Here is a 3243-nt window from a genome sequence, read left to right as displayed (position 1 = left end):
GTCGCTATCGCAACCTACCGGACGAGCCGATCCCGGGCGCTATCGAGCCCTGGCAGGCCGTGACCCCAATCCGGCCGGACACCGTACACAGCCGGTCCCTGCGCTTCCTCGACGCCACGGGCGAGCTGCTGGCCGCCGTCGTCATCATCGCGGGCGGCATGGTGCTCACCGGCCTCGCCTCGATGCTCTGACCCCAGCCCGTACCCGAGCGGGCCGGTCGCCCGCGCCCCTCATCCGAGGATCCCGCGATGTCCCTGCGCACGTCCCTACAGAAGCTTATCCGCCGCGACCCCGCCACCAGCCTGCGCGAGCGGGCCGCCGATCTGCGCGGTAATCTGAGCCGCCGGACTGTCGTCGCCGGCACCGTTGCCGCCGCTGTGCCCCTGCCGGCTATCGCGGCACCTGTCATCTCGGCGCCTGCTCAACAGCATCCCGACGCCGAGCTGCTGGCGCTCGCCGAGCGGTGGTCGCGAGCCCGCGCGGTGCAGGACGAGGCGATGGAGGCGTGGGGTGTCCGAGGCGACATTCTGAAGCCACACCTGCATCGTCGCGGGCTTCTTTCCAGGTGCCCACGTAAGGGGCGTGCGCGAACCTTTCTCCGACATCGACCCACCCTCCGGGACCGAACGTCGGTCCGGTGAGTCTGTACAGAAAAGCGACGCAAAACCCTGAGGAGGGACGACTCAGGACCACGAGGGCGGCGGGAACGCTGAGCCGCCCCTGGCGGCCTCCGAGAACGCCACCGGCTCCCAGGTAACGTGGTTGCGCGGGTCGACGTCGACCGCGAGGGCGAGGCGCCGGAGATCGCGATACCTGAGACTCAGATCGTGACCCCGCCCCCAGTCACGGCCGAACTGACGGCCAACCCCGCCGCCATCTGCATCTCGCCTCTGCGATGGGGCGGTAGGGGCAATGTCATCTCGCTCGCGGGCGTGGCGGTCCTGGATCGATCCGCTGCGGCGGGTGACGCTCTCCTCGCCCTGGCAAGGCTCGGCTGATGCCGAGGCGGCTCCCAAACCAGCCTGGGCACGTCGCGGTCGTCTGGCGCTTGTCCTGGCCCGACACGGCGTCGACGTTGCTGGACCGGCGCTCCTGTATTCTGCGCGGCGCTGGCTTAATGCTCAGGCAGCAATGAGCGCGTTGCTTAGATGCTGCCAGTCTGCCGCGAAACAATGGCGTAAGCCGCGCTGACGAGTTCGGCTCCGTCACAGGGCTTGCTCCTGAACTGCACACCGCTCGGTAACTGGCCCGATCTCGGCCGGTCGATACCGGAGACGACGACGACGCCAATCTCCGGCCAGCGCGCGGTGACGCTGCGCACGAACTCGTGGCCGCCCATGCCCCCTAGAGGCATGTCGAGGTCAGTGATCACGACCCGGATGTCGTCCCGCACGGACAGGATCGCCAACGCCTCGTCTGCGTGCCGTGCCTCGAACACAGACATGTTCGCCTCGGTGAACACGTCCGCTGTCTCCAGGAGCAGGATCGGCTCATCCTCGACGACGAGAACGCCGATCTGATCGCTCAGGAGGGGGGCTCGCGTCGGCACAGCGTCAACGCTTGGGCTGATCGAGATAGGCGGCCACGTTCGTGACGCGCGAGCTGACCATGCGCACCGCCTTGCGCAGACGCTCCTCAGTCACACCGAAGCGGGCCATCCAGGCTTCGCGCACGACGCGGTCGTTGATGTCGATGTGGCTGGCGGAGGTTGACGCGATAGGCATAGTGTGGCGGCTCCGAAGATCCCGCTCGACAATGCCGAGCTTCCCAGCGCCAATGTTTGGCGATCACGATGGTTGCCGATCGCAATAGAGAGGACGGTGCGCGGCTGTGGATGGCAGCGCAAACGCTCCGAAGTGCTGCTCCGGATCAAAACCTCCCGACGCACAGTTCCCGGTGACCGCCCACGTTGGCGGGACGGGGAGGACCTCATGAACGCAGCACCGGACGGTTCAGTCGCACAGCGCCAGTCGCCCCGACCCGATCTGCTCGCCTTCGAGATCAAGGACAAGGTCACCAAGGATGACATCGAGTGGATGTCCGCCATCACCGACGAGGTGATGAAGCTCCACGACAAGATCGACATGCTGATCATCATGTCGAACTATGAGGGCTCGGAACTCGCCGCTAGCTTCGATAGCTACGCCAATAGCGTGAAGGCCCGCTCGGTCGCTCACATCAACCGTTATGTCGTGGTCGGCGCTCCAACGCTCGCCAAGGCAATGATCAACCTGTCCGGGCTGGTGCTGCCGGTCGAGAGCAAGACGTTCGACCTTAAGGACGAGGCTGCTGCCTGGGACTACCTCGCGCAGAAGCCCTCCGCAGCCGTTTAGGCTGAACTCGGCGGCAGCACCAAATCGCTTGGCAGCCGAGCCGCGGCCTGAGCCGCTGCCGACGGTTGAAATCCTGCCCTGGCGTGGACGTGGCAACATCCTCGCGGCGGCCGGCGTGGCGCTCATCGACCTGCTGGAGCGCGCTTGATGCTCAGGTCCGCATGGGGTGGATTTCTGCCAGTCCGCTTACGGGCGATCATTCTTGAAAGCGGACGTTGTCTTCCTGGCCGCTTAAGATCTTTTGCGGAATTTGGAAATCTTCGCATGAGGAACGGCATTACTTATCAGCTTTGGCAGCCTTCCGCTCTGGCGACTTGTCGATGACGATGAGCACAGAGGCGGTCAGTATGCTCAAGCCAGCTTCGTCGCGAACCTCGGCTCGGTACTGGGTAGCGGGCCGTCCCTTATGCTCAGCCCCGAGCATGTCGGCCCAAGTCTTGCGGACAACCTCTCGCACAGCAGCCTCGTCCGGCAACTCGTGGCCGACGTCATCTATGGCGACAATGCTGTCGAAGGTGTCGATGAAGAAACGGGGCATCAGGCCCTCCGCGTCGCAGGCGGGAGCGCGCGCCTCACCCAGCCGCAAGCGCCTACGGTCGATCAGCCAACGATGCCTTCCTGTGCCCTGTCCGACCGGGAGGCGCTACAACACACATTGGTTTGCAAGCCACGTGACTGTGCAAGCCGAACTAATTGGAGCAGCACTCCACGACCGACCAATAACAGTTAAAATGACCCACATATGTAAGAATGCGGAAATTGATGTGGGTTGGGGATTTGCCCCGCACATACAGCTGTTCGGTCTCGGACCGATGTCCGACTGATGGCGGAAGGAAGCCTCACGGTTCCTCGTTCTCAGCGCGGTCGAGCCGCGAGAGAGTACGAATGTCCAATCCGCTGATCATGAAGC

7 protein-coding genes are annotated in these 3243 nt (G+C 64.5%); 4 read left to right on the top strand and 3 right to left on the bottom strand.

Going from position 1 to position 3243, the window contains the following annotated elements; genetic code table 11:
- The 3 genes from MKK88_RS05680 to MKK88_RS05670 form a co-directional block, all read left to right on the top strand.
- Nucleotides 1-191, top strand: a 191-nt coding sequence (locus MKK88_RS05680; protein ID WP_243997733.1) for a hypothetical protein, incomplete at its 5' end; no start/stop codon positions are given.
- 57 nt (nt 192-248) lie between these two features.
- Nucleotides 249-641, top strand: a complete 393-nt coding sequence (locus MKK88_RS05675) for a hypothetical protein (RefSeq protein ID WP_243997731.1) — start codon at nt 249-251, stop codon at nt 639-641.
- Between the two features lie 117 nt (nt 642-758).
- Nucleotides 759-998: a hypothetical protein gene (locus MKK88_RS05670; RefSeq protein WP_243997729.1), complete on the top strand. Its 240-nt coding sequence runs from the start codon at nt 759-761 to the stop codon at nt 996-998.
- 146 nt (nt 999-1144) lie between these two features.
- On the opposite strand, the gene MKK88_RS05665 is transcribed toward MKK88_RS05670, so the two are convergent.
- A complete protein-coding gene (locus MKK88_RS05665) occupies nt 1145-1549 on the bottom strand; it encodes a response regulator (RefSeq protein ID WP_243997727.1) in 405 nt (134 codons plus the stop codon).
- A 4-nt stretch (nt 1550-1553) separates the two neighbouring features.
- A complete protein-coding gene (locus tag MKK88_RS05660) occupies nt 1554-1724 on the bottom strand; it encodes a DUF3606 domain-containing protein (RefSeq protein WP_243997726.1) in 171 nt (56 codons plus the stop codon).
- Between the two features lie 207 nt (nt 1725-1931).
- Here MKK88_RS05660 and MKK88_RS05655 point away from each other — a divergent pair, with 207 nt between their 5' ends.
- Entirely contained in the window at nt 1932-2333 is a 402-nt protein-coding gene (locus MKK88_RS05655) for an STAS/SEC14 domain-containing protein (protein ID WP_243997724.1), read from the top strand.
- Nucleotides 2334-2610: 277 nt separating this feature from the next.
- Here MKK88_RS05655 and MKK88_RS05650 read toward each other — a convergent pair whose 3' ends face one another.
- Nucleotides 2611-2871 (bottom strand): DUF6894 family protein, encoded by a 261-nt coding sequence (locus MKK88_RS05650; protein ID WP_243997722.1) that lies wholly within the window; start codon nt 2869-2871, stop codon nt 2611-2613.
- Nucleotides 2872-3243 lie beyond the last annotated feature (372 nt).

Origin of the sequence: Methylobacterium sp. E-005 (assembly GCF_022829725.1) — a bacterium.
Taxonomy (GTDB): Bacteria; Pseudomonadota; Alphaproteobacteria; order Rhizobiales; family Beijerinckiaceae; genus Methylobacterium.
The sequence above is the reverse complement of the archived record's forward strand: the minus strand, read 5'-3'. Positions and strand labels throughout refer to the sequence as shown.